General features: G+C 72.0%; 22 protein-coding genes. 4 read left to right on the top strand and 18 right to left on the bottom strand.

The features are described 5' to 3' along the window. Positions 1–131 precede the first annotated feature (131 nt). Entirely contained in the window at positions 132–776 is a 645-nt protein-coding gene (locus BMY07_RS01340) for a helix-turn-helix transcriptional regulator (RefSeq protein ID WP_092774532.1), read from the top strand. Positions 777–1,552: 776 nt separating this feature from the next. Here the strand turns inward: BMY07_RS01340 and BMY07_RS01335 are convergent. The 11 genes from BMY07_RS01335 to BMY07_RS33335 form a co-directional block, all read right to left on the bottom strand. After that, positions 1,553–2,869: a COG1470 family protein gene (locus BMY07_RS01335; protein WP_177215374.1), complete on the bottom strand. Its 1,317-nt coding sequence runs from the start codon at positions 2,867–2,869 to the stop codon at positions 1,553–1,555. A 43-nt stretch (positions 2,870–2,912) separates the two neighbouring features. Then, entirely contained in the window at positions 2,913–5,291 is a 2,379-nt protein-coding gene (locus BMY07_RS34045; protein ID WP_177215373.1) for a DUF11 domain-containing protein, read from the bottom strand. After that, a complete protein-coding gene (locus BMY07_RS01325; protein WP_092774530.1) occupies positions 5,288–6,385 on the bottom strand; it encodes an NADase-type glycan-binding domain-containing protein in 1,098 nt (365 codons plus the stop codon). The genes BMY07_RS34045 and BMY07_RS01325 overlap by 4 nt, the downstream gene beginning before the upstream one ends. Then, positions 6,385–6,954: a phage tail protein gene (locus tag BMY07_RS01320; protein ID WP_092774529.1), complete on the bottom strand. Its 570-nt coding sequence runs from the start codon at positions 6,952–6,954 to the stop codon at positions 6,385–6,387. Before BMY07_RS01320 ends, BMY07_RS01325 begins: the two co-directional genes overlap by 1 nt. Positions 6,955–6,958: 4 nt before the next feature. Next, a complete protein-coding gene (locus tag BMY07_RS01315) occupies positions 6,959–8,893 on the bottom strand; it encodes a putative baseplate assembly protein (protein WP_092774528.1) in 1,935 nt (644 codons plus the stop codon). Next, positions 8,893–9,369, bottom strand: a complete 477-nt coding sequence (locus BMY07_RS01310; RefSeq protein ID WP_092774527.1) for a GPW/gp25 family protein — start codon at positions 9,367–9,369, stop codon at positions 8,893–8,895. Before BMY07_RS01310 ends, BMY07_RS01315 begins: the two co-directional genes overlap by 1 nt. Before the next feature lies 1 nt (position 9,370). After that, entirely contained in the window at positions 9,371–9,652 is a 282-nt protein-coding gene (locus BMY07_RS01305) for a PAAR domain-containing protein (protein WP_092774526.1), read from the bottom strand. An 83-nt stretch (positions 9,653–9,735) separates the two neighbouring features. After that, positions 9,736–11,511 (bottom strand): VgrG-related protein, encoded by a 1,776-nt coding sequence (locus BMY07_RS01300; protein WP_092774525.1) that lies wholly within the window; start codon positions 11,509–11,511, stop codon positions 9,736–9,738. Beyond that, a complete protein-coding gene (locus BMY07_RS01295) occupies positions 11,501–12,265 on the bottom strand; it encodes a CIS tube protein (protein WP_092774923.1) in 765 nt (254 codons plus the stop codon). The genes BMY07_RS01300 and BMY07_RS01295 overlap by 11 nt, the downstream gene beginning before the upstream one ends. Continuing rightward, positions 12,265–12,696, bottom strand: a complete 432-nt coding sequence (locus tag BMY07_RS01290; RefSeq protein WP_092774524.1) for a phage tail protein — start codon at positions 12,694–12,696, stop codon at positions 12,265–12,267. Before BMY07_RS01290 ends, BMY07_RS01295 begins: the two co-directional genes overlap by 1 nt. 16 nt (positions 12,697–12,712) lie before the next feature. Then, positions 12,713–13,753 carry a hypothetical protein gene (locus tag BMY07_RS33335; protein ID WP_143073295.1) on the bottom strand — a complete coding sequence of 347 codons (1,041 nt, stop codon included), beginning with the start codon at positions 13,751–13,753 and terminating at the stop codon, positions 12,713–12,715. A 1,401-nt stretch (positions 13,754–15,154) separates the two neighbouring features. On the opposite strand from BMY07_RS33335, the gene BMY07_RS35810 reads away from it, so the two are divergent. Further along, positions 15,155–15,280 (top strand): hypothetical protein, encoded by a 126-nt coding sequence (locus BMY07_RS35810; RefSeq protein ID WP_281245014.1) that lies wholly within the window; start codon positions 15,155–15,157, stop codon positions 15,278–15,280. Positions 15,281–15,856: 576 nt separating this feature from the next. On the opposite strand, the gene BMY07_RS01280 is transcribed toward BMY07_RS35810, so the two are convergent. Genes BMY07_RS01280 through BMY07_RS01265 form a run of 4 tightly spaced genes read right to left on the bottom strand, consistent with a single transcriptional unit; the run spans position 15,857 to position 18,434 of the window. Next, on the bottom strand, positions 15,857–16,015 hold the full coding sequence (locus tag BMY07_RS01280; RefSeq protein ID WP_092774522.1) for a DUF6760 family protein: 159 nt from the start codon (positions 16,013–16,015) through the stop codon (positions 15,857–15,859). Next, positions 16,012–16,440 (bottom strand): hypothetical protein, encoded by a 429-nt coding sequence (locus BMY07_RS01275; RefSeq protein WP_218150559.1) that lies wholly within the window; start codon positions 16,438–16,440, stop codon positions 16,012–16,014. Before BMY07_RS01275 ends, BMY07_RS01280 begins: the two co-directional genes overlap by 4 nt. 2 nt (positions 16,441–16,442) lie before the next feature. Beyond that, the gene (locus BMY07_RS01270; protein ID WP_092774521.1) at positions 16,443–16,886 is read right to left on the bottom strand and encodes a phage tail protein; all 444 of its coding nucleotides are present in this window, start codon (positions 16,884–16,886) and stop codon (positions 16,443–16,445) included. Between the two features lie 18 nt (positions 16,887–16,904). Continuing rightward, the gene (locus tag BMY07_RS01265) at positions 16,905–18,434 is read right to left on the bottom strand and encodes a phage tail sheath family protein (protein ID WP_092774520.1); all 1,530 of its coding nucleotides are present in this window, start codon (positions 18,432–18,434) and stop codon (positions 16,905–16,907) included. A 649-nt stretch (positions 18,435–19,083) separates the two neighbouring features. Here BMY07_RS01265 and BMY07_RS34040 point away from each other — a divergent pair. After that, entirely contained in the window at positions 19,084–19,221 is a 138-nt protein-coding gene (locus BMY07_RS34040; RefSeq protein ID WP_177215372.1) for a hypothetical protein, read from the top strand. A 783-nt stretch (positions 19,222–20,004) separates the two neighbouring features. On the opposite strand, the gene BMY07_RS01260 is transcribed toward BMY07_RS34040, so the two are convergent. Then, a complete protein-coding gene (locus BMY07_RS01260; RefSeq protein WP_092774519.1) occupies positions 20,005–22,008 on the bottom strand; it encodes an ATP-binding protein in 2,004 nt (667 codons plus the stop codon). After that, positions 22,005–22,664, bottom strand: coding sequence for a Pvc16 family protein (locus BMY07_RS01255; RefSeq protein ID WP_092774518.1), 660 nt, complete (start codon positions 22,662–22,664; stop codon positions 22,005–22,007). Before BMY07_RS01255 ends, BMY07_RS01260 begins: the two co-directional genes overlap by 4 nt. Positions 22,665–22,825: 161 nt before the next feature. Here BMY07_RS01255 and BMY07_RS01250 point away from each other — a divergent pair, with 161 nt between their 5' ends. Then, positions 22,826–24,376: an amidase gene (locus tag BMY07_RS01250; protein WP_092774921.1), complete on the top strand. Its 1,551-nt coding sequence runs from the start codon at positions 22,826–22,828 to the stop codon at positions 24,374–24,376. On the opposite strand, the gene BMY07_RS01245 is transcribed toward BMY07_RS01250, so the two are convergent. Beyond that, positions 24,362–25,117, bottom strand: coding sequence for an alpha/beta fold hydrolase (locus tag BMY07_RS01245; protein WP_092774517.1), 756 nt, complete (start codon positions 25,115–25,117; stop codon positions 24,362–24,364). The two genes, BMY07_RS01250 and BMY07_RS01245, sit on opposite strands and share 15 nt — an antisense overlap. Positions 25,118–25,134: the final 17 nt, after the last annotated feature.

Genomic DNA, 25,134 nt, shown 5'->3' with positions numbered 1-25,134 from the left:
GACCGTGGGACCGGCGTGGGACCAGGCCCCGGCGATCGGGACCAATGGGGACAGCCGGTCACTTCTCGCCCATCCGGCCGAGCGGGAGGATATGTGCTATCGGACACATCCCAGGGAGGAGATCGACGAGGATGATCACCGACCCGATCCCGGTCGTGCTGCACGCGATGGACGTCATCACCAGGGCGGGGGTGGACGCGGCACTGCGCGCCCGCCCCGAGATCCGGTTGACCGCCGAGGAGGTCCTGCCCGCCCCCGACGCCGCCGACCGCTCGGTGGCGCTGGTGGTGGCCGAGACCTGGGACACCGCCACCCAGGCCCTGTTCCGCAAGCTCCAGGTCCAGGGCAGGCGCCGGGTCGTGCTGGTCGCAGGCGAGATCGACAACTCCCAACTCCTGGAAGCCGTCGGCATCGGCGTCGCCGCCGTCATCCGCCGCGCCGAGGCCACCCCGGAAACCCTGGTCCGCCTCATCGAGGCCACCTCAGCGGGCGACGGCACTCTCCCCCCCGACCTGCTGGCCCGCCTGCTCGACCGCGTCTCCCGCCTGCAACGCCAGGTCCTCAACCCCCGCGGCTGGGACCTGGCCGGGGTGTCCGCCCGCGAGGCCGAGGTCCTGCGCATGGTCGCCGAGGGCATGGAAACCCGCGAGATAGCCGAACAGCTCTGCTACTCCCAACGCACCGTCAAGGGAATCCTGCACGACATCACCAGCCGCTTCCAACTCCGCAACCGGGCCCACGCGGTGGCCTTCGCCCTCCGCGAAGGCCTGATCTGACAGGGGTTTCTCACGCGCACGGGGCGGCGGATACCGATCCGCCGCCCCGCTGTGCTTTCCCTTCGCGCTGTCCCCGCCGCGCTTTCCCCTTCGCGCCTTCTCCGCGGCGCTTTCCCGCTTGCCGCCTATTCCCAGCCACGCTTTCCCGGCCCATGCTTTCCCGGCCTACGCTTTTCCGGCCCACGCCTTCCGGGCTTACCGCCCGGACTGGGCGCCGTGGTCCCCTTCCGCACTCTGCTGCCGCGCCTCACCCGCCGCCCGGACTTCACCCGGTTCAGCGACAGAAGTTATCCACATCTGGATCTTGCGCCCCCCTGTTCCAAGATCGACTGTCGGGGGGTACCGATAGACTGGCACTGGGACGCCCCCCGGTGAGGGTGGGGGCTGGGCGGGGTCCTCGCGGGCGCGCGAGGCGGGGGTTCGGGGGCTTGGGCGAGGCGGGGATTTCGTCGCTGTAGCCAGGGTTTCGGGGCTGCGACCAGGGTTTAGGGGCCGCGGCAGGGTTGAGGCTGCGGCAGAGGTTTCGGGCTGCGGCCGGGATTCGGGGCCGCGGCAGGGGTTGAAGCTGTAGCCGGGGTTGAGGCTGCAGCAGAGGTTTCGGGGCTGCGGCCGGGATTCGGGGCTGCGGCCGGGATTCGGGGCGGCGGCAGGGGTTGAGGCTGTGCCGGGGCTGTGGCTGTGGCTGTGGCTTCAGGGGCTGAGGGCGGGCGTTCGAGAGCCGCGCGGTGGGCGTGGCCCTGATGGTGTGGTCTAGGGCCACGCCCACCGCGGAGGGCTCAGCCCTCGATGCGGCCCGACAAGGCGATGGCCGGGGTGCAGTTGCCCTTCTCCGGGGGGTTCTGGCAGCTGACCGCCAGGGTGATGGCCTCGCCGCTGGTGAAGACGAGGGGTTGGACCCAGTGGTGGTCGAGGTCGCGGAAGTTGCCGAGGCCGAACTCGAACATCAGGGAGCGGCCGTCGGGGGTGCGGCGGACGACGCGCATGGTGCCGATGTCGGCTCGGGGGTTCTGCAGGATGAGGTCGGTGATCTGGAGGGTCTTGTTCTCCGGGACCACGAAGTCGAACTCGCGGAAGCGGCGGACGTCGGCGTCGATGGGGGCGTCGGCGGCGATGCGGCGGTCGAAGGGGGCGGTGGCGGGCGCGGGGGGCGGGGCGGGGGTGCGGGGCGGGGCGATGGGGTCCGACGCCGGGGGTTGGGCCGGGTCGACGCCTTGGGCGCGCAGGGCTCGGTCGGAGCCGGTCTTGGCCTCGCCCGCCTGCTGCTTGGCGGCGCCCGCGTCCTGTTGCGCTGCCTGGGCGACCTGCTTGACCTCGGCGGCCTGCTTGGCGGCGGCGTCGGAGGCGGCCGAGCGGACCGCGGGCTTGAACACGGTGAACCACAGCGCGATGATCGCCAGCAGGAACGCCAGCAGCACGGCCAGCGCGGGCAGCACCCACTTGGGCAGCAACTGCCGCTGCACGTACACCCCGTCGGCCACGACCACGGCCCCGCCGACCGGCGTCACCGTGACCTTGAACGGCCGCCGGACCGGTTGCCCCCGCAGGAACCGGCGCGGCGGCCGGACCCGCAGCCGCACGTACGCGGTGGTGCCCGGCTCCAGGGTCACCTCCGTGTGCCGGAAGTCGAACGACAGGTCCGCCTCCGGGTCGACCGCGGCGAGCACGACCGGGGTCGCCTGGTTGCCGCGGTTGTCCACCGCCACCTCGAAGGTCGCCCCCGAGGCGCCCTCCACCTTGGCGGGGACGATCTCCGCGGTCACCTCGCCGAACGCGGCGATGTCGAGTTCGCCCTCGGCCATCACCGAGCCCTCGGGGTCCTCCTGGGCGAACACCCGCACCCCGAACGGCACCACGCCCGCGGCGACGTCCGCGGTGCGCGGTGGCGCGAAGGTGACGGTGACGGTGGTCGACTCGTCGGGCAGCAGGTTGACCGAGTTCGGGGTGACCGTGGCCCACGGCGCGGGCGGGCCGATCACGTCGACGGTGAAGTGGTCGACGACGGCACCGGCGTTGCGGATCACCACGGTGGTGGTGGTCTGCCGGCCAGCCTGGACCGCGAGGGTCGGGGTGGTCATCGTGGCGGAGGCACCCATGGCCGGGCTCCTTCCTTCGTGCTGGAACGGGGATCGGGGCAGGTCAGCGCAGGACGAACGTGCGGGGGTCCCCGCGCAGCACGAACGCGACCGGTTTGAGCGAGCGGATCATCACGACGTACTGGCCGGTGGCGACCCGACCGAAGGCCGGGCCGGTCACCGGGTCGGCGGCGAGCAGCCGGGGCCCGAGGACGTCCTTGTGGAACACCAGGACCTGGGCCTGGAACGTGCCGTCCGGCCGGACCGGCACCAGGCCGGGGGTCTCGGAGATGCCGGTGTCCCAGCTGAGCCGGACGGTGGCGCCGGGCGGGAAGTCGGTGCCGATGGCGTTGGTCACCGCGCCCTGCGGCCCCGCGGCCGGGTCGACCCGCAGCACCGGCTGCCGCACGACGACCCGACCCGTGGCGGTGTTGTCGGCCGGGTCGATGTCCGGCCCGGTAGTGCTAACGGTCGCCGTCACCGGTATGTCGACGGCCGTGGTGGCGATGTAAGCGGCCTGGACTTGCACCACCTGCCCAGGTGCCAGGGTGCCGAGAACGCAGGCCACCGGACATCCGGCAGGTGTCCCCGCGGCCAGCCCCGCGGGGGCGGGCGCGGTCAACCGCACCCCTGGCATCGGCACCGGACCGCCGTTGCGCACGGTGTAGGTGACGGTCACGGGTAGCCCGCCGACGTACCCAGGTGTCGGGTCGGCGGTAAGACCGACCGAGAGTGCCCCTTGCGGTACCGGGGCCTTGGTGACGACTAGTTCCGCACGGTCGGTTACCGGTGGGTTGACCCCGTCATCCACGGTCAGCGCCAACGTGTATGTGCCCGACTCGGCGCAGGTGACCAAAGTGGACAGTTCGCCGACCGCGGTGAACGTGCACGGCGGTTCCGGCGAGGTGTCCGTTGGCGGCTCCACCGACCAGGTGGTGTCCAACTCCGGGCTGTCCGGGTCGTCGACCGTGCCGACGATGGCGATCGCGGTGTCCTCTTGCCCGGTGTAAGGACCACCCGCGTCGACCTTGGGCCCCGCGTTGCGTAGCACCAACGTGGTGCTCGACGGCTCGGCGTCACTGACGCCGTCCGAGCCCTCTAGCGTCAGGATGTACGTGCCGTACCGGTCACACCGCACGGTCGTAGTCAGGTCCTCGGCGTCGGCGATCTCGCACTCGGCGGATTCGTCGGTGCCCGGCGCGGGCGAGATCGACCACGTGGTGCTCTGGGAGAGCCCATCGGTGTCGGTGAACGTTCCCGCGATGGGGATGTCCTTGTCCTGCAACCCGTCGTAAGGGCCACCGGCGTCCACCTCTGGCGGCCTGTTGATGGTGATGTTGCGGCACCGGGTAGCGCTGCCGTTGCCGTAGAGGTCCTTACCGCGCGCGGTCACACACACCCGGTGGCCGCCGGGGCCGAGGTTGTTCACAGTGGTCTCGTAAGGCGTGCTGTACGGGCCGCTGTGCGGGAGCCCGTCGACGTCGATCCGCCGCTCCGGCCCGCCGTCGACGGTCAGGAACACCCCGTCCAGCGATGACCTGACCACCCCGGGCAGCACGTCGGGCAGCGTGGTCGGGTCGAGGATCGTGTCACACCCGCCGTGGGTCTGGTAGCCGATGTAGGCCAGCGTCGTCGGGTCGCTCGCCGTGCCGCACACGGCGTCCACCCCCACGGCGAAGGTGCGGAAGACGATGGTGTCGGTGATCGGTTCGAGCGCCTCCTGCACGGAGCCGCCGTTGTTGAGCCCGTCGGACATGAACACGATCAGCTTGTTGCGCTGCGGCATGGCGGCGGCGACCCGCTTGGCCTCGGTGACCGCCCGCGGGAAGTTGGTGTAGGCCACGTTGATCCCCACCGGGGTGAACTGGCCGATCCCGCCCTCGCCGTCGCTGTTCTCGCCGTTGTCGTCGTTGTCCAGCGACAGCAGGACGGTCGTGGTGTCGGGCGCGCCGTTGTGGTCGGCGTCGGTGCCGGGCGCCACGTACTCGGTGAACGGGTTGTCGTACACCTCCGGCGGGCTCAGGTCGGCCGTCCCCGCGGTGGTGGCGAAGGCGACGACGGCGACGGACCCGACCGACCCCTCCAGCGCGGCCTGGTGCAGCAGTCCGGTACCCGCGGTGATCTCGCACCGCAGGATGGTGCTCGGCGCGCACGGGGTGTTGGTGCTGCCGGAGATGTCGACCACCAGCACCAGCGCGGTGTCCGGCGGCAGCGAGCTGTCCCCGACCGCCGCGGTCCCGCGCACGGTGACCGGCCCCGGCGGGAGCACGGCGCCCTCGGCGGGCTGGTCGATCGACACGGTGACCGTCGTCGGCCGCTGCTGGGCCACCGCGACCGTCCCCGGCACGTACGCGACCCCGCCGAGCACGACCGCGGCCACCGCGACCCGCGCGGCCGCCCGTCCACCCCGGCGCGGCCACGCTCCCCCTGTCCCCCGGGTCATCGTTGCTCGAACAGTTCGATCTCGGACAGCGCCACGTCCAGGCCCTGCAACGACCGGTGCACCTCGACGACGTGGATCTCGACCTCGGTGGCACCGGCGCTGCCGCCGATCTCCACGGTCTGCGGGTCGGGGGTGTCGGCCAGCGGCACGTCGAAGGTCTTGCCGGTGGAGTAGACGAGGTGCAGCTTGGCGGGCCGGTGGGTGGCCTGGAACGCGGCCGGGTCGCCGACGCGCACGATGGCGCGGCGCAGGTCGACCGGCTGGGCGAAGGTGAACACCAGCACCGGTTCGGCGGCCCCGGTCGGCGCGGCCCAGTAGGTGTTCTTGGCGTTGTCGGCGACCAGCACGGCCTCGTGGCCGGGGGTGGCGGCGGTGGCGGTCACCTTGGTCGGGCGGACCGGGGTGAGCTGGGTGCCGAACTGGCGCTCCACCCACTTGCGGCCCTCGGTGATCTCCTTGTTCACCGAGCCGCGGAACCCCGGGATGATGCCGTAGAGCACGGCGAGCACCGCGAGGATCGCCAGGAACACCCGCCGTGTCCACCGCCAGATCGCGGCGAGGGTGCCGCGGCGGCGGGGTTTCCTGGGCTTGCGCTCCCGATCGCCACCGCGCCACCACTTCCACCACGGCGGCTTGACCGGCTCCGGCTCGTCGAGCGGCCGACCGCAGCCCATGCACAGCTTGCGGGTCACCGGGTTCCTGGTGCGGCAGCCGACGCAGACGAGGTCGTCCTCGGCGAGCACGCGCGGTTCGGCCCCCTGGGCCTTGGCCCGCAGTGGTCTGGCGTCGGCGGGCTGCTGGGCACCGAACTGGGTGGCCGGTGTGGGCGGGGTCGGGGTGGGCGGGCCGGGCGAGGTTGGAGTGGGCGGCTCGGCGGACTGCTGCGGTCCGATCGGGTCCGGCGTCACCACCCCGCTCGGCCCGACCGGCGCGGCGACCCGGGCCGACTCGACCACCGGGGCGGGCTGGGCGGTCGGCACGGCCTGGGCCTGCTGCTCGGCGTCGGTGCCCGACCAGTCGAGGAAGCTGCCGCAGCCGGGGCAGAACCGGGTGGTGCCCGCCGAGCGCTCCCCGCACTTCGCGCAGACGATCATCACGTGCTCCCCTGGGTGTTCCCGGCGGGCGTCCCGCCGACGACTTCGACGGTGACCCGCAGGTGCACCGGGACCGACTCGGCCACCGCGGCCCGCACCGCGGCGACGTCCACCGCGCCGGGGTCGGCGACCCGCACCAGCACCCGCACCTCGCCGGGGTCGGCGCCGGGCAGCGGGCCGCCGTGCTCGGCGCGCACCACGCAGCCGCCGCTGTCGGTGATCTCGACCTGCCCTCCGGTCAGCAGCTCCAACTGCCTGCCGATCCCGGCGGCGGTGCCGCGCCTGCGGTGGGTGGCGACGGCGGCGCCGACCAGGTCGCGGCGCTGCCGGGCGCTCCAGCCCTCGTCGGACTCCAGCGCGACCCAGGTGCACAGCCAGTCCAGGAAGTCCGGGGCGGCCAGGTCGGGGTCGAGGTAGTCGGCGAAGGAGTCCAGCACCGCGAACAGCGGCGCGATGACCTCGTCCAGCGCGGCGGTGAAGCGCTGGGTGAAGTCGTTCTCGGCGTAGATCGCGGGCAGCCGGTCGCCGATCGGGTGGCGGACCGGGACGTCCGCTGACGCGGTGCGCACGCCGTCAGCTCCTCGTCACTCTGACCTGGTGCCCGTAGGAGAACACCAGGGCGTCGGGTGGGATGTCGATGCGCTTGACGATGTCGCCGCGGGCGCCGGTGACCGGGTCGGCGGCGAAGAGCAGCACGCTCTCCACCATCTCCACCCCGGACAGGCGTTGCAGCACCGCGAACATCTCGCCCTCCTGCACCGGTCTGCCGAACGGCCAGCCGTCGCCGTCCGGGCCGCCGGTGACCGGGTTGAGGTAGTCGTGCAGCGCCTGGGTGGCGCGCGCGGCGAGGGTGTCGGAGACGACCTTGGGGCGGGCGCGCAGCTGGGCCACGACGGTGATGCCCTGGTAGAACGGCGGTTCGACGACGACCCGGGCACCGAGGCAGCGGCGGGCCCGCAAAGCGCGCTCGACCTCGTCGCGCATCCGGTCGGGCAGCTTGAGCGAGGCGAACGCCAGTTCCCCGGTGTCGGGGATGTCGGGCACGACCAGCACCCTGACCCCGTTGGGGCTGCTCGGATCGGTGGCGCAGCGGACCCGGGCGACCTGCGGGGACGCGCTCCTGGTGAGCGCCTCGTAGTCCTGGGCGGTGACCGCGCGGTCGAGGGTGCGCAGGGTCAGCGGGCCGCGGATGGCCGCGTCGGTGACCGACTCGCCGTCCACTCCCCCGCTGGCGGGCCGGTGGTTGGTGACCCCGCTGACGAACGGGACCGGGTCGCGCAGCACCGCCAGCATGCCCCTGGCCACGTTGCCGCCCCGGCCGCCACCGGTGCGGTACTGGGGGACGCGGATCGCGGCGGCCTTCGCCGGGACGGCACCGTAGTAGCGGAACGCCCCGTCCGGCTGGCGGATCGCGGGGCCGAACACGACCTCGCCCGCGACCCGGTCGACGGTGAAGTGCCGGTCGTCGGGGCCGGAGTCGGCGAACGAGCCGACCTCGGTCCACTCCTGCCAGCCGTCGTCGGCGCCGATCTCCACCGCCAGCGGGTCCCCGGCGACGACCGGGCGGCGGGCGAGCGGGAACCGTTGCCCCGCAACGCCCTCGGACACCCCGATGACCTCGTCGCGCACCACCTCGGCGTGCACGGCGAACCCGGTGGCGCCAATGGTCGACGCCGTGACGGTCCGCAGGGTCGGCGACGCCTGGTAGAACGGCTGCCCCGGCTCGGGAGCGGTGGCGCGGCAGCGGATCCAGCCCGCGCGGTGCACGCCGACCACCGAGGCCGCGTGGTTCTCCGGCAGGTGCAGCTCGACATCGCCCGCGGTGTTGAACCCGCCGGTGGTGTCGTGGGCGACCTGGCAGGGCGCCCACCGGTCGCCGTCCCACGCCTCCCAGACCAGCGGCGGGTCCTTCGGGTCGATGCCGACCCCCTCGACCTGGCACTGCATCCGCAGCAGCACCAGGCCGCCGGGCACCGGGTCGGAGAGCCCGAAGTAGATGGTGTCGTCCGGCTGCGGCCTGGTGCCGAACAGCAGCGGGTTGCGGTCGTCGACGATGTCGTCGGTGCGGTCCACCGGCGGCCGGTCACCGGAAGAGGTGGCCAGCCTGGTCCACGTGCACGGCCGGATCTCCACCGTGCGCTCCAGCGTGAACACCACCGGGTCGGACACCTCGGTGCGCTGGGTGACCACCTGGCTGCCCGCCTGCACGAACACCGGGTTCTCCTGCGGCGCCGACAACCGGAACGTGGCGGGCACCCGCGCCGCGGCGGGCGGGAACAGGGTGACGCCGATCAGGTCGAGGAACCGCAGGTAGGACCGCTCCGGGATCCGGTTGACCCGGTAGATCAGCTGGTCGACCATGAACGCGAAGGTCTCGATCAGCGTCACGCCCGGGTCGGACACGTTGTGGTCGGACCACTCCGGGCAGCGCTGCTGCACCCGCCGCTTGGCCTCGTCGACGAGGTCCTGGAACCGGCGGTCGTCCAGGTTCGGGATCGGGATGCCCATCAGAGGCCCTCCCGCGCCGAGGAGGACAGGGCCCGCTGCTCGGCACCCGGCAGCCCAGGCGTGCGGTCGGCGGGCGGCGCGACCGGGTCGTGCTGCGGGATGACGTAGAACGGGAACACGAGGTTGCGCGGGTCGTTGCGGTCGCGCAGCGTGTAGCGGATGTCGATGAGCAGCATGCCCTCGTCGACCGCGTCGAACCCGACCACCACGTCGTCGAGGGTGATCCGCGGCTCCCACCGCTCCAACGAGATCCGCACCTCGTAGGCGAGTTGACCCGCGGTGGCGGCGTCCGCCGGGGCGAACACCAGGTCGTGGATGGCGCAGCCGAACTCCGGGCGCATCGGCCGCTCCCCCGGCGAGGTGCCCAGGATCAACCGGATGCTCTCCACGATCTCCCGGTCCCCGCCGACCAGCGCCACCGACCCGGTGGCGTCGGTGCGCACCGGGAACGCCAGGCCCCTGCCGATGAACTCCACGTCACCCTCCGATCAGGACAGTCGGGCAGCCGACGATGATGGGTGCCCCGCAGCCGGACATGTCACCCATCCGGGCCGCGGGCTTGCCGCCGATCAGCACCGTCGGGCAGCCGGGCGGGACGATCGGGGTCGGCGGGTGCGGTGGCGGCGGCGGGAACGAGCAGGCGTGCATGTCGCCCACCGTGGCCGCAGGCTTGCCGCCGATGAGCACGGTCGGCACCCCGGGCCCGGTGACGGTGCCCGGATGGCCGGTGGGATCCCCGATCCGCGCCGCTGGTGGCATCTCGCCTCCCCTGCTCGATCCTCACTCGGTTGATCTCGTCTGCGTACTCGGTCGATCTTGACTGCGCCTCGGCCGATCTTGACTCAGTTGATCTTGACGATGCCGCCGCGGACGGTGACCGCCCCGCTGGCGCTGAACTCGGCCTGTCCCTGCCCCTTGACCGCCACGGTGGCGCCCTCGGCGGTGAACTCGGTGGTGGCCTTGACCTTCACCGTCTGGCCGGTGAGCTGCAACGGCCCCTGCCCGGCGTCGACGGTGATGCCGTTGGTGGCCTTCACCGAGATCTCCTTGCCGCTGGTGATCTCGATGGTCTGCTTGGTCTGGTCCAGCCGGATGACGAACTTGCCGTCGCCGGTGGCGATGGTGATGCCGTCGGCCTCCACGAACTCGAGCTTGTGCGCCTTGCGGGAGACGAACCCGCGCACCGCGACCTCGCCGGATCCCTCGTCCAGCACGGGTTTGCTGAACTTGGGCACGGTGTCCTTGCCGTTGTGCAGCGAGCCGAGCACGAACGGCGCGTCGAAGTCGCCGTGGTCGAAGCCGACCACGACCTCGTCGCCGACCTCGGGCAGCATCATCGCGCCGCGGTCCTTGCCAGCGCCCCACTCGGTCATCCGCGCCCAGCCGCTGGTGTAGTCCTGCGCCAGCCACGGGAACGTGACCTTCACCCGGCCCAGCTTCGCCGGGTCCCGCACGTCGCTGACGATGCCGGTGACGAGCCCGCCGTGACCGCCGCTGCCGCCGCCGCGGCCACCGGAGGCCAGGCCGTAGAAGGAGCGTTCCTGCCTGCCGGAGACGGAGAACTCGGTGGTGTAGCCGACCTCGTCGCTGAACAGGTGCTTGGTGTTGGTGAGGGTGTACTTGCCCGCGAACGGTTCCCCGACGTTGGCCAGCGACACCTGGGCGCCCGCGCGCAGCTTCGGGTTTCCCTTGGCGACGCCGTCGAGTTCCACGCAGGCGCTGCCGAACTCGTCGGCCAGGCCCTTGGCCATCGCCGTCGCCGCGCCCTGGGTGCCCTTGGTCGTGGTGGCCACCAGCGGCGGGCTGCCGAACCCGGAGGCCAGTTTGACCGGGTCGGCGCCGGGGACCTCGATGCCCGCGTGCTTGGGGGGCTCGGTGGCGGTGATCGCCTGCTTGGCCTGCACGTCCCAGCCGCGCACCTCCACCTTCGGCACCTGCTCGGCGGCGGTCACCCCGGCGCGCAGCGACAGCAGGTTGCGGTGCGCCTCCAGCACCAGCGGGTCGGTGGCGGCCTTCGCGGACTGGTCCGGCGCGGCGGCGGGCTGCTCGGGCAGCCGGAAGTCCAGCTTCTTGTCCACCACGGCGATCTGCGCGCCGACCGCGTCGGCCAGCCGCGACAGGAACTCCCAGTCGCTGACGTTGTCCTGGCCGAACTGGGTGTGCGGGGTGCCGCCGTAGCCCTTGACGTCGTCGATCCGGCCCGCTTGCAGGCCCGCCCTGGTGGTGACCTTGCGGACCACGTCGGCCACGGTCATCTCCGGGTACACCGCGACCCGCCTGCCGCGGAAGAGCCGGTGCGCGTGGTCGTAGCCGCGGACCTCGGTGAAGGTGCCGGTGCGGTCGAGGTCCAGGCCCACCGCGGTGACCTCGCCGCTCATCAGCGGCTGCGGGCCACCGGGGTCGGCGGTCTGCACCTTCAGCTCCACGGGCGCGCCCACCTTGAACCCGGCCTTGCCGAGCACGACACCGCCCGGGTCGCGGAAGCGCAGCACGAACATGTCCGGCAGGTTCCTGCTGTCGTCCACGTAGGCCACCGCCAGCATGGCCTTGACGTCGGCGGGCAGCGGCTGCCCGTTGACGGCCACGACCAGCGAGTTGGCGAAGCTCTCATTGGCCACGGGAGATCTCCTCCAGCGCGGGCACCCGCAGCCGGGTGCCCGGGCGCAGCACCATCGGGTCGTCGATGTCGTTGAGCTCGGCGATGTCGCGCCAGAACCGGGGGTCGCCGTAGGCGGCGAAGGCCACCGACTGCAACGTGTCGCCCGCGACGAGGGTGTGCGTGGAGCGGACCGCGCGGGTGCCGGAGGTGGGGTTCTGGCCGCCCTGCTCGCCGGAGATCTCCTCCAGGTTGACCGTGCACACCGCGCGGACCGGCACCCCGGCCGGGGTGAACAGGGTGTACTTGGCGGTGACGCTGGCGACGTAGGCGGGGAACCCGGTCATCCCGCCCCACTTGAACACCACCCACGGCGGCGAGCCCTTGCCGCTCTGCCTGCTCTCCTCGGTGGCCACGCAGCAGCCGAAGACCTTCTCCACGGTCTTGACCACCTTGTCGTCCATGGTGTCGGTGGCGTCGAGGAACATCTCCAGGGCCAGCTTCACCGGGTCGGCGCCCTTGAACTCCGGCGGCCCGCTCTTCTTGGCGTTGCGCTGCTCGTCGCGCTTCCACTTGGCGTTCTTCGACAGCGACAGTTCCTTGGGGTTGAACTGGAACGGGATGTCGAACATCAGCGCGCCCGGCTTGGCCGTGCTGCCCGCCTGCGGTGGCTTGTGCACCGAGAGCTTGGCGCGCTGCAGGTTCGGCGGCGCGCCCGCGCCGTAGTTGGCCGAGGCGGGCGACCCGGCGGAGGTGAAGGTGATCGGGGAGCCCATCACGCCCCCCGGCCGAGGAACCCGTGGTGGGCGAGCTCCAGCGTCTCGGTCGCCACCTTCGGCGAGTCGGCGGACAGCTGCGGCCCGGTCCAGCGCACCGGCACAACGTCGACCAGCGACCAGCGCGCGATCACCTTGCCCGCCAGCGTCCTGGCCTCGATGGTGGCTGTCTTGCGCCGGATGCCGCCCGCCATGCCCGCGATCCACGCGGTGACCTTGGCGCTGTCGGCGGTGACTGGCCGGGAGAACTTCACGTTCCCGTACTTGATCCTGGTCGGCAGCTGCCAGACGAACCCGTTGTTGCCGCCCTCCTCCCGCTGCTCCATGACGAACTCGCAGCCCAGCCCGTCGCAACTGCTGAACGCGCCGAGGCTCTCGTCGTCGATCTTGACGACGTAGCAGACGGCGACGGCCTCCTCGATGCTGGTCATCACGCCCCCCTCGCTCTCAACGCCACCGGTCGGTCACCCGGCCGCGGCGTTCGCGGTCGAGCCGCAGCTCGGTCTTGAGCCTGCGCAGCAACGGGTCGAACAGCTTGCGCACCAGTTCCTCCGCAACGGTCTCCGGCGGCGCCCCGGACGCGGGCGCCGCCGTGGACACCGCCGCGGGAGCGGGTGCCTGGACCACCGGGGGTGGCGCCGCCTCGGGTGTCGGGGCGGGCTCGGGCTCCGGTGGCGGTGCTGGTGGGTCGTCCACGCGCTGCACCGCGGGAACGAGGTCGACGGGCCGCCGCGCGACGTGCTGGACCGCTGTCGGCGGCGCGGCGGTGGGTAAGTCCGGGGCGCGCTGCACCGCGGGCGGGTCGGGTCGGGTGGGGTACTGCCTGGGGATCATCGGGGTACCGAGTGTTGGGACGTCGCTCGGCGCGGGGGTGGGATCTGCGGCCCGGGAGACGGGGACGACTTGGAGGTCCTCGTGCGGCGCCGAGGTGAGCAGGCTCGGGGAGTCCTGGAGGGTCGGCACGTCAGTGGGGTCCACAGCCCGGGAGACAGGGAGGTCCTTGTGCGGCGCCGGGGCGAGCTGGCTCGGGGAGTCCTGGAGGGTCGGCACGTCGCTCGGCGCGGGAGTGGGATCTGCGGCCCGGGAGACAGGGACGACCTGGAGGTCCTCGTGCGGCGCCGGGACGAGCGGGCCCGTGGAGTCCTGGAGACTCGGCCGACCGATCGCCGGGTCGATCGGCGCCCCAAGCCCGAGCCGCCGCTGAACCACCGGAGTCCCGGACTGCCCCGACTGGACGACCTGCCGCTGAACCGGCGCCCCCAGCCCAAGCGGCTGGACGACCGGATGGTCGCCGATCGACTGGCTCGCGGCCGAGCGATCGGTCGCCAAGTGCTCAGCGCCCTCGCGCCCCACAGTCAGCCGATCCACAGCCGCCTGCCCGCCAGCCACGTAGTCGGTGCCCGAGTAGTCCGTGTCCGAACGCCCCGCGGCCGACTGCCCGCCAGCCCAGTGCTCCACGCCCGAGTGCCCGGCGATCAAACGACTCACCGCTGGGAGATCCGCAGCCGACTGCCCGCCCACCAGCCGATCCGAACCCGCGTGGTCGGCGACCCCACGCCCCGCAGTCAGGTGATCCGCACCCGGGTGAGCCGAAGCCGAGGATCCGGCAACTGAGCGGCTCACCGTCGGGAGATCCGCGGCCACATGACCTCCGGCCGAGTCCCCGCCTGCCTCACGCCCCACCGAGGGACCATCCGCAGCCGAGTGGCCGGTAGCCGAGTACTCAGTGGCCGATTGACCAACGGTCGGCCGATCCACAGCCGAGTGGCCCGCGCCCGAGTGACCGGCGGCAGAGAACTCGGTAGTCGACCGACTGACAGCCGGGAGGTCCGCGCCTGAGCGCCCACCTGCCGCACGGCCCGCACCCGGGTGCTCGGCCGCCGAATACTCGGCAGTCGAGCGGCTCACGGTCGGAAGGTCCGCGGCCGTCTCCTCGCCCACCGAGTCGCCTCCGCCCGAGTGATCGGCGACCTCACGCCCCACAGTCGGGCGATCGGCGGTCGCCTGCTCGCCTACCCAGTGCTCCGTGCCCGGGCGATCCGCAGCCGAGGGCTCGATGACCGAGCGGCTCACCATCGGAAGAGCCGCGACCGAGTCCTCACCCGCCGAGTCGCCCCCGCCCGAGTGATCGGCAGCCGAACGACCCACCGTCGAGCGATCCACGACCGACCGCTCGCCCACCGAGTGATCCGCGCCCGGACGAGCCGAGGGCTCGGTGACTGACCGGCTCACCGTTGGAAGATCCGCGGCAGAGTGCTCGACAGTCGAGCGGCCCCTGCCCAGGTGATCGACCGCCGAGTGCCCAGTGGCCGATGAGTCGATGGCCTCCCGCCCCACGGTCAGGCGATCCACAGTCGAGTGGTCGACGCCCGGACTGGCCGCAGCCGAGTGCTCGGCGGCCGAGTGACCCACGGTCGGAAGGTCCGCGGCCGAGTGACCCGCAGCCGACTGCCCAGTGGCCAAGCGACTCACGGTCGGGAGGTCCGCAGCCGACTGGCTTGCGGTCGAGTGCCCACCTACTGAGTGGTCCACGCCCGCATGAGCGGCGGTCGAATGCCCAGTGGCCAGGCGACTCAGGGTCGGGAGATCCGCGGCTGACTGGCCTGCGATCGGGAGCTCTGTGGCCGAGTGGCCCGCGGTCGAGCGCTCGCCTCCCGAGCGGTCTGCGTCCGGGTGGGCCGCGGCCGAGTGATCGGAGCTCGAGCGACCCACGGTCGGGAGATCCGCAGCCGGGTGGGCCGCAGTCGAGTGGTCGGTGGTCGAGCGGCTCACGGTGGGGAGGTCCAAACCGGACTCGTCGGTGGCGGGATCCGCAGCGGTGATCGGGCGGTCCCAGCCAGGGTCGTTCGGAGTGGTGTGGTCCAGCTGAGCCGGGTCCGTGGATACCGCGTGGGGCACCGGGAGCTGCAGAACAGGCTGGACGACCGGCGCGTCCCCCTGGCCAGCCGCACCCTCCCGCTGAACCGACCGCGTGGCGGCGAGGTCCCCACCATCCTCGGCCCGCTGGACCGTTGACGAGTCCGTCCGCGTGACCGGCAAGTCCCCGCCATCCACCAACGGCCGCGGATCCCCAGACTCCAGCGCATCCCCGGTGTGCTGAACCGCGCCCGCCTCCGACCCCGGCGAGCTCCCAGTGTCCGCACGCTGGACCACCGGCCGCTCCCCGCCATCCAGCGGCACTGGCGCATCCGCCGCACGCTGGACGTCCCCACCATCCACACGCTGTCCCGCACCGGAAAGCGCGGCCTCGTCAACCGACCGCTGCGCCACAGGCGGGTTCGGCTCGGACACCACCGGCAGCCACACAGTCGGCCGGAATCCCGCCGGATCGCGCCCGGCGAGCGGCAGGTCGACCGGCGACAACACATCGGCCACCCCGCCGGGTTCCGATTCCCCCACGCGGTGTGCCAGGGGGCGCAGCATCGACGGGTTCTGCCAGGCCGTGAGCCCGGAGCTGAACCGCTGCACCGGGTTCACCACCGGGTGCTCGGGCACGACCCGCTGGATCGGGGGTAGCGCGCGCCAGTCCGCCCGGACCACGGGCGGGGCCTCGGGGGCGGGTTTGCGTCGCCACGGCCACATCGAACGCGTTCACCGTCCCTGCGTGATCCTGGTGTTGATGCGGGCGATCTCGGCCACGTAGCGCAGCCGGTCGGGGTGTTCGAGGTCGAGGATGTCCTCGAGCGGCCAGTGGAAGTGGTAGGCGACGTACGCGACCTCCTCGTGCAGGCGGTCGGCCGCGTACGTCACGATTCCCCCAGGCGCCCACCGGAGACGTCGACGGCGAAGCCGTGGCCGCACTGCGGGCACTGGACCCCCGCCCTGGTGTGGCCCTCGCTGTTGACCCTGCGGTAGAGGTCCTGCAGGAACGCCAGGTCGGCGGCGAACAGGTTCTCGATGACCCCGGCGTGCACGTCGGTGACGTCGCCGATGCGGGTCACCACCCTGGCCAGCAGCACCACGGTCAGGTAGGCGGCGTTCTCCCGGACCCGGTCGTCGCGCAGCGGCACGAGTTCGTCGCGGGCGGTGGCCAGGCGCATGGTGCCCGCCTGGTGGACGACGCCCGCGTCGTCGACGTAGCCGCGGGGCAGTTCGAAGGCGAACTCGGTGCGCAGCTCCCGCCGCGGCTCGCTCGGCCGCGGCGGGTCGGCGACGCCCGCCATCGATCGGCGCACGGCTACTCGACTTCCATCTGCTCGTAGGTGACCACGAGCTTCTCGGTGAGCACGCTGGTGTCGCCCGCCTTGAGGGAGCCGATCTCCAGGGTCTTGGGCCAGGCGTTGGTCAGCTTGTAGCGCTTGATGGGCTGGCCCTCGTAGTCGTAGACGATGATCGCCCCGCCCTTGCGCGCGTCGGCCATCTTGCCGAAGTGGGCGTCCTTGACCCACTTCTCGAAGCTGGTGTCGCCGGTGAGGCCGCGGGTGAGGGTGACCTCGCCCGCCTTGGGCCGCCCGGGCAGCTTCTTGATGACGTACTTGCCGTCGGCGGTGTTCTGCTTGAGCTCGATCACGTCCTGTTCCATCTTCAGGCCGCTGACCTCGTTGATGCTCTTGATCTGGATGCCGTCGACCTCAAGGCCGAAGGAGTGGCCGACCGAGGTGTCGAGATCGGGGAGTGCCATCTGCTTCTCGCCTTCCGGTTACTCGTTGACCAGGCTGGTGCCACCGGACAGCTGCGCGAGCCGGAACACCACGAACTCGGCGGGCTTCACCGGGGCGACCCCGATCTCGCACACCACGTGCCCGGCGTCGATGCTCTCGGCCGGGTTGGTCTCCTGGTCGCACTTGACGTAGAACGCCTCGTCCGGGGTGGTGCCGAACAGCGCGCCCTTGCGCCACTCGTTGACCAGGAACGCGCTGATGGTGCGGCGGATGCGCGCCCACAGCGCGTCGTCGTTGGGCTCGAAAACCACCCACTGGGTGCCGTTGAGGATCGACTCCTCCAGGTAGTTGAAGAGCCGGCGGACGTTGAGGTAGCGCCAGTCGGTGTCGCTGGAGAGGGTGCGCGCGCCCCAGACGCGGATGCCGCGGCCGGTGAAGGAGCGCAGCACGTTGACGCCGATGGGGTTCAGCAGCGCCTGCTCGGCCTGGGTGACGCCGCTCTGCAGGGCGAGCACGCCGCGCACGACCTCGTTGGCGGGTGCCTTGTGCACGCCGCGGGTGCCGTCGTTGCGCGCCCACACCCCGGAGAGGTGACCGCTGGGCGGGACGAACACGGTGCCCTCGCCCGCGGGGTCGGCGACCTTGATCCACGGGTAGTAGAGGGCGCCGTAGCGGGTGTCGTAGTTGACCTCGTCGCGCCACTGCTTGACGCCCTGCGGGGTCAGTCCCGGTGGGGCGTCGAGGATCGCCATCCGGTCGCCCATCAGCTCGGCGTGGGCGATCATCGCGGTCTGCACGGCGCGGACGCCGTCGAGGTCGATCAGGTCGCGCTCGTAGAGGCCCATCAGGTCGGGCACGGCCACCATGGTGACCTCGTCGACGATCTCCAGTCCGCCGAAGCCGGTGCGGTCGGCGACGTCGCCGACGATGTCGTCGGCGCGGATGGCCTCGGCGGGCGCGGAGGGCGGCGCGGCGAGCACGACGGTTCCGCGGTCGGGCTTGGCCAACTGGCCGCTGGCGACTTCCTCGACGGTGATCAGCGCCGACTTCTCGCGCACGACGGTGACGACGTTCTCCTTGCCGCGCTTGGTGGTCGCGGTGTGTGTCTCGACGACCTTGCCGCCCTGCTTGACCACGAGGGTGAACCGGTCCTCCGGCGCGCCCTCCTCGGTCGGGTGGGTCACCTCGACGGTGATCTCCTCGGCGCGGCCCCCCGGCAGCTGCTTCGCGGCGATGCGGTAGTTGCCGATCTCGGCCTGCGCGGGCGGCGGGGCGGACCCGTTGCCGTTGCCGCCGTTCCGGCCGCCCGCGCCGACCCGCACGACGTACGCGGTGCTGCCCCCGTTGAGGAAGTAGCCGAAGACGGCTTGCGCCAGGTACCCGCCCTCCAGGAAACCGCCGAAGGTCTGGGTGAACTGCCCCCAGTTCGTGACCAACGTCGGCTCGTCGTGCGGACCGCGCTCGGCGAGCCCGACAAAGGCGGCGACGGCGGTCCCGACTCCCTCGATCGGCCGAGACCCCGACTCCACCTCCTCGACGTACACACCCGGCGAGAGGTAATTGGGCATGACCTGCCTCCAAGGAGTCGACCGCTGACGAATCCGATACTGGCGGCGCATACCCACTGCCTCCCAGGGCCACCCGACGGCGCCGGGGGGTAACACCGGTTGCCCGAAGAGGCAGCCACGCGCGACTTCCCGTGCGGGTACGCCAGACACACGCCGTGACCACCGCGCGATGGCCGCTTCAGGCGCCCTCGTCACTCTCCACACGCGACAGTCCCTCCCTGGCCACGCCCCCGCCGACGTTCGTTTGTCCACAACGCCTCGAACCATCCACAGCCCCCGCCCACCCCCTATTGACAAACCGCCCGGCTCGATAGGTTCGGAGATGGGCCCCCGGGCCCCGGGAGGGAGGGCCCCGGCCGCGGAGTGGATCTTGATCGGCAGGCGACTCCGGGCCGGGCGACGGGCGGCATCAAGGCGGGCAGCACCGAGGCAGGCAGCGTCGCGACAGTCGGGCGACGTCGGGGCGGGCGACGTCGAGGCAGGCGGGCGGTGTCGGGCGGGCAACATCAGCGCAGTCGGGCGGTGTCGGGGCGGGCAACGTCGAGGCAGGCGACGGCAGGGCAGTCGGGCAGCATCCAGGCACGCAGCGTCGAGGCAGGCGGCATCGGGCAGGCGGCATCGGGACAGCCAGCGTCGCGGCAGTCGGGCGGTGTCGGGCGGCATCGGGACAGGCGGCGCCGAGTCAGGCGGCGCCGAGGCGGGCGGCGCCGAGGCGGGCGGCGGCGCGATGGGCGGCGGCGAGGCAGGCGGCGTTGAGGCGGGCGGCGGGGCAGGTTGGCGGCGTTGAGGCGGGCAACGTCGAGGCGGTGGCATCGGGGCGGGCGATTCCGGGGTGGCTGGCGGGCAGCATCGGGGGCTGGCGGGCGGCATCGCGATGGGCGATGGGCGGCGGGCGGCGGGGAAGCTCCGGGGCGGTTGGTGGGGTGTGCCGGGGGTTCGGGGTGGGCGAACCCGTGGCCGGGGCCGTGCTGGCCCGCCGCCGGATGCCTTGCGGTGGGCCGTGGAGGGGTTCGCGGCGACTGAATATGCGGCGGCAAGTGGCACGCAGGTAGTGCTGGACAGCCACGGAGCGCCCTCGGTCGGTGGGCGCAGGTGTCGCAGGGCTTGCTTCCGGCAGGAAGACCTGCGGCCGGTGATGGCCTTCCGGTCCCGAGTAGCGCTGGTCAAACCCAACCAGCCCTGGCCTAGGCCATCGCGGTCACCGGCACCATCCCGCTGGCGGTCACCCAAACTGCCTCAACCGCGGGATCGGCGAACCGCCGTCGGCGTCCCACAGGAAACGCACGGCGCGCCTTCAAGCGGCTCGCGCGCCAGTCGCACTTCCCGAAGACCCGGCCGGCCTTCCATCCCCAACCCCCCGAGCCATCCACAGCCTTTTCGCGGCCCTATTGACAAACCGCCCGGTTCGATAAGTTCAGAGATGGGCCCCCAGGCCCCGGGAGGGAGGGCCCCGGCCAGCGGAGTTGATCTTGGTTGGCGCGGGGTTTGAGGCGGGTAGTGGGGGCGAGGCAAGCCGGGTTCGCGGTAGGCGAACACGGGGGTGTGAGATAGGAACAGCCTCGGGTCGAGCTCAGCCTGCCATGGCCACGTCGTGGTAGCGGCCGAACTCGCGTTCGAGGCAGAGGCGGCCGAGTTTGCGGTATTCCCTGGCCACGGCGCCGACCAGGCGGGCCATGGAGACGGGTTCGGCGGCGTCGGCGGAGAGGTAGGCGGCGGTGATGGCGGCGGAGCGGATGTGGCCGCCTGCCAGTTCGAAGGAGTCGGCGAGGAAGTCGAGGTCGAGGTCGTCGCCGCGGGGCAGGGCGGTGCCGAGGCAGCGGTCCCAGAGCTGTCGGCGCAGCCGCTCGTCGGGGACCGGGAAGTCGACGACGACGTCGAGCCTGCGGGTGAACGCCTCGTCGAGGTTGGCGCGCAGGTTGGTCGAGAGCAGCGCGATGCCCTCGAAGGTCTCCATGCGCTGCAACAGGTACGCGCTCTCGATGTTGGCGTAGCGGTCGTGCGCGTCGCGGACCTCGGAGCGCTTGCCGAAGATCGCGTCGGCCTCGTCGAAGAGCAGGACGCCGTTGACGCCCGCGGCCTCGGCGAAGATCCGTTCCAGGTTCTTCTCCGTCTCGCCGACGTACTTGTCCACCACGGTCGCCAGGTTGACCGTGTAGAGGTCCATGCCCAGCGAGCCGGCGATGACCTCCGCCGACATGGTCTTACCCGTACCGGAGTCCCCCGCCATAAGACCCGTGACCCCCCTACCGCGCCCCGCTCCAGGACGCATGCGCCACTCGTCGAGGACGCGGTCGCGGTGGCGGGCACGGGCGGCGAGTTCGCGTAGCCCCATGAGGATCGGTTCGGGCAGTACGAGGTCTTCCCAACCGACGGCGGGTTCGATGCGGCGCGCGAGGCGTTGCAGGCCCGCGGCGTTCTGGCCGCGTGCGCCCGCCCGGAGGTGTTCGGCGCGGACAGCGCTTCCGGATGCGACGGCGGCCAGCTCGGCGGCGTGCGCTGCGTGCCGGATCTGGCCGGGGCCGAGCACGAAGTGAGCGGTCACCTCACCGGGGTCGGTGTCGGGCGCCAGCCTGCCCGCGAGACTGGCCCGCCAGATGGCCGTGCGGGTGGCGGCCGTGAGCGGGCGGAGGTCGTGTTGCACCGGCGGCATGGGGCTCCACCTGGGGTCCCACACCGCGGTCCCGTGCAGCACGGTCGGTACAGCCGGGTGCGAGAGTCGGCTAAGAGGCAAGGGCGTGCCGTCCGCGTCGATCGGGCCGATGACGATGCCGGCGCCGCGCAGGAGTGCCTCGCGCAGCAGGGCGCGGGCGATGTCCTCGGGGTGGTCGCCGGGGAGTCGGCCGGTGTCGACGGTCAGCGCGGCGAAGCCCGCCTCGGCGAGGGCCGCCGCCGCGGTTTCCCCGGCACCGCAACCGGGTTGCTCGCGCAGGTAGACCGACCGGACGCCGCCCGCGAAGGCCCTGGCGAGCAGTTCGCTGCCCGGTAGCGCGTCGAACTCGGTGGTGACGGAGGCGAATCCGGTGATGCCGGGGTCCAGTCGGGTGTCACCGAGCAGGTGGGCCACGACGCGGTCGGGTACGCGCAGTGAGCGGGACAGCAGGGGTCGGTCGCGGTCGTCGACGACGAGCAGGCCCGAGGTGATGAGCGGGGCGTCGGCGTCGAGCCTGGCCCTGGCCGGGGCGGAGGCCTCGGGGACCCCGCACAGGCGCAGGGCGAGTCCGACGCTGGCGCGGCGGCGGGTGACGTCGTCGTTGAGGTAGCCATAGAACTGCTCGAAGCGGCTATCGATGTCGGGGGCCACGGCGATGAGCAGCAACTCGGTGTCCAGTGGGCTAAGAGGCACCAGACTGGTCAAGCGGTCGGACAGGCCTGACGGGTCGAGGTCGCCGGGCAGCGGGAACGGTGAGCGGCTATCGGCGAACAGCGCGTCTATGGCTTCCTCGGACAGGTAGAGCCCACGGAATGGGTCATCCGGGTTGGGGTCACCGGCGCGTCTGAGCGCTACGGCGTCACGGATGCGTTGTTCCAAGGCTGCTAGACGGTCGAACAAGTGCACAACGCTGGTGTCGGTCACTGCTGCCCCCTCCGGACCCTGGTCATCGCGACCCGCTCCGGCACATGGCCGGGTGTGCTGTCTTGGGGCACGTTGTGCGCGACCGCGTGATCGCCGCCGACCTCCAGGCGAACACCCTCGCTGGCGGGTGGGCCTGCTGGGAAGACGCGTCCGGTCTCCATAGGCGCGGACACGACGATGTCGAGTGACGGCTTGAGTTCGCCACCCAGCGCGGACCACACATCGGCGAAGGCACGGTCCTCCGGTGGCGGTAGGGCGACCGTCATCGGCAGGGGGAGACCGAGGCTGGCAAGGGTACCTTCGAGGAGTTCCGCCGGGATCGCCTCATAGCGCAGGAATCGACTCAAGAGGGACGACAGGAGCCTGTGCTCATCTTCCGGGCGTTGGGTCCACGCGGTGACGAGGTAAGAGAGCTTGAAGTAGCGGGGTGGCATGTGGCGGGCGGTGACCACGCCGTCGGTGTACTCGTTGTGCAGCCCGCGTTGCCTACGGCGCATGTCCTCGCGCACGTCGTAGAGGTAGACGTTGACGGTGGGCGCGTTGCGGCGCGACGCCCAGTCCTTGGTCGGCGCCTCGAACGCGACGTCCACGTCGCCGCCGAGCAGGGCGTCGTCGCGGACCAACCGCCGCAGGCACAGGTCGACCTCGTGAATCACCGCGCCTCCCGCGTGTGCTGACCTGCGGTCGACTATCGCGCGCCCGGGTCGGCGCGGACACCCGCGCCGCGCCGTCGGTGGGGGAACGGGCGGCTTCCCCAACGGGCAACCGGGAGTCGTTGACGTGGCCCGCGGTCCAGGTTTGAATCACCCGGGTGCGCGTGCAGCGATTGATCGCGATCCTCGGCCTGACCCTGCTGTCCACGGTGCTGCCCGGCGAGGTGGCGACGGCGAGCCCGGCTCTTGGCTTCGACCTGGACCGGGCGACCATCCCGCAACTCCAGCGGTTGATGGACCGGGGTTCGCTTAGTTCCGTCCGGTTGACCCAGACCTACCTCGACCGGATCAAGACCGTGGACGTGAAGGTCAACGCGGTCCTGAAGGTCGACGACACCGCGCTCGCGCAGGCCAAGGCGAGCGACCAGCGTCGTCGGTCCGGTCACAGCCGAGGGCCGTTGGACGGCATCCCGGTCCTGCTGAAGGACAACATCGACACGCGTGGACTAACCACCACCGCCGGTTCGCGCGCACTGCTCGGGTCTCCCCCATCGGCTGACGCGACGCTGGTAGCGCGGTTGCGGCAGGCGGGGGCGGTGGTGCTCGGTAAGGCCAACTTGTCCGAGTGGGCTAACTTCCGCTCCACCCACTCGACGTCGGGGTGGTCGGGGGTCGGTGGGCAGACCAACAACCCTTACGTGCTCGACCGCAACCCGTGTGGGTCGTCGTCCGGTTCCGGTGCGGCCGTCGCGGCGAGTCTCGCGCAGGTGGCCATCGGCACGGAGACGGACGGCTCGATCGTGTGCCCCTCGGCCGCGAACGGCATCGTGGGACACAAGCCCAGCCTGGGCCTGGTTAGCCGTACCGGTGTGGTTCCGATCTCGCTGGAGCAGGACACGGCAGGCCCGATGGCCCGCAACGTCGAGGACGTCGCGATTACCCTGTCTGTGCTTCAGGGCCGTGACCGCAGCGATAAGGCCACCCTGGCGTACCCGAGCACTCAGCCCACCGACTACGCCAGCGCTATCCGGCCGCGCGCACTCCGTGGCGCTCGGATCGGCGTTTGGCGTAACGCGGGCGTGGACAAGGACGTGGACCGGATCGTGGAGCGCAACGTGTCGCTCCTCCGCGCGCAGGGTGCCACGGTGGTAGACGTTGACCTGCCGTACCAGGCCGAGATCGCCGAGGTCGAGTTCCCCGCCCTCATCACCGAGATCGCCCGTGACCTTCCGATCTACCTCCAGCACCGCCCGCGGGCACCGCAGACCATCCAGGCTCTTGTCGACTTCAACCGCCGCGACCCGGTGGAGCTGAGCAAGTTCGGCCAGGAACTCTTCGAACAGGCCGCGACCGCCCCCGGCCCCGATGACCCCACCTACCGCAGGCAGCGCCAGACCACCACGACCCTCGCCCGGCGCTCCATCGACGAAACCCTCGCTGCGCACCACCTCGACGCCATCATCGCCCCCACCAACAGCCCCGCCTGGCCCACCGACTACACAGCGGGCGACGCCTACATCCTCGGCACCTCGACCCCCGCCGCGGCCTCCGGCTACCCCTCCACCACCGTCCCCGCGGGCTACGTGGGCCACCTCCCCATCGGCCTCTCCTTCATCGGCCCCCAGTGGTCGGACGCCAAGATCCTCTCCCTGGCAGCCGCCTTCGAGAAGGCCTACCCGATCCGCCACGCCCCGCGCTACCTACCGACGACCTAGCCCGTCCACGAAGGCAGCCACCCGCTCGGCGAACGCGGCGGGCTCGTCGTCGTGGATCCAGTGGCCGGACTCGGCGAAGGTGGTCAGCACCGTGTCGGGGCGCCGGGTGACCATCTCGTCGGCCTCGGCGGCGGACAGCAGCGGACTGCGCGCGCCCCGCAGGAGAAGGGTGGGCCGCGTGCCTGCCAGCCAGTCCGGCCACCAGTCGCCCAGGGCCTCTCGCTGGACGGTCGTCATGTCCGACCACGAGAAGAGGAACCGCCAGCCGCCCGCGTCAGTGGGGACCGCGCTCTGCATGAAGTAGGCGGGGTCGGGAATGCCGCGCTCGACCAGGGCCGCCGCGAGGGCTTCCCGGGTGGGAGCCGAGGTGGGCCAGTCGGTGACGTCGAGTGTGGCGGAGTTGATGGCCGCGGCGTCCTCGACGATGAGGGCGCGGACCAGCGCCGGGTGCCGGGCCGCCAGGTGGAAGGCGATGAGCCCGCCCAGCGAGTGGCCGAGGACGACGACCGGGCCGAGGTCGAGGCCGTCGACGAACTCCGCGGCGTCGGCGGTGAAGTCGGCGAGCGTGTAGCGGGAGGCAGGGCCGGTGCGGCCGTGGCCTCGCTGGTCGGGCGCGATGACGCGGACGCGTCCCCGCAGGTCCGCGGCCAGGCGGTGGAACGTGGCGCCGGTGCCGAAAGTGCCGTGCAGGGCGACCAGTACCGGCCCGCCACCGCCGTAGTCCTCCGCCACGAGCTTCATGCCGGGCCGCCACCGGT

It is taken from the genome of Actinokineospora terrae (assembly GCF_900111175.1).
Taxonomy (GTDB): domain Bacteria; phylum Actinomycetota; class Actinomycetes; order Mycobacteriales; family Pseudonocardiaceae; genus Actinokineospora; species Actinokineospora terrae.
This window is presented reverse-complemented; position numbering and strand designations above follow the sequence as displayed.